Annotated in this window: 1 protein-coding gene; it reads right to left on the reverse strand. The window is 66.0% G+C overall.

Translation table 11 applies throughout. The annotated features are described in order from the left end of the window. On the reverse strand, positions 1-479 hold a 479-nt coding region (locus J5M71_RS27800), incomplete at both ends, for an aconitase family protein (RefSeq protein ID WP_243434385.1).

Here is a 479-nt window from a genome sequence, read left to right on the forward strand (position 1 = left end):
TTGCCGATGCAGGTGGTGCAGCCGTAGGCGGCGACTTCGAAGCCGAGCTTGGCGAGGTAGGGCAGCAGGCCCGTCTTCGTCAGGTATTCGGTGACGATGCGCGATCCCGGGGCGAGCGAGGTCTTGATGTGCGGCGCGACGGTGAGGCCGGCTTCGACGGCCTTCTTCGCGAGCAGGCCGGCGGCGAGCAGCACGCTCGGGTTCGACGTGTTCGTGCATGACGTGATCGCGGCGATCAGCACGTCGCCGTTCTTCACGGCCACGCCGTTGCTCGTCCGGTACTCGGCCGTCAGATCGTCGGCCGTCTTCGCGAAGCCGTTTTCCGCGACGGGCTTCGAGAACAGATCGGTGAACGTCGACTTCACGTTGCCGATCTCGATGCGGTCCTGCGGACGCTTCGGGGCCGCGAGCGACGGCGCGACCGTCGAGAGATCCAGCGTCAGCGTCTTCGTGTAATCGATTTCGCCCGCCTTCGGGAT

The sequence above is a fragment of the Pseudomonas sp. 43(2021) genome (assembly GCF_017490805.1).
In the GTDB taxonomy this organism is placed as follows: Bacteria; Pseudomonadota; Gammaproteobacteria; order Pseudomonadales; family Pseudomonadaceae; genus Aquipseudomonas.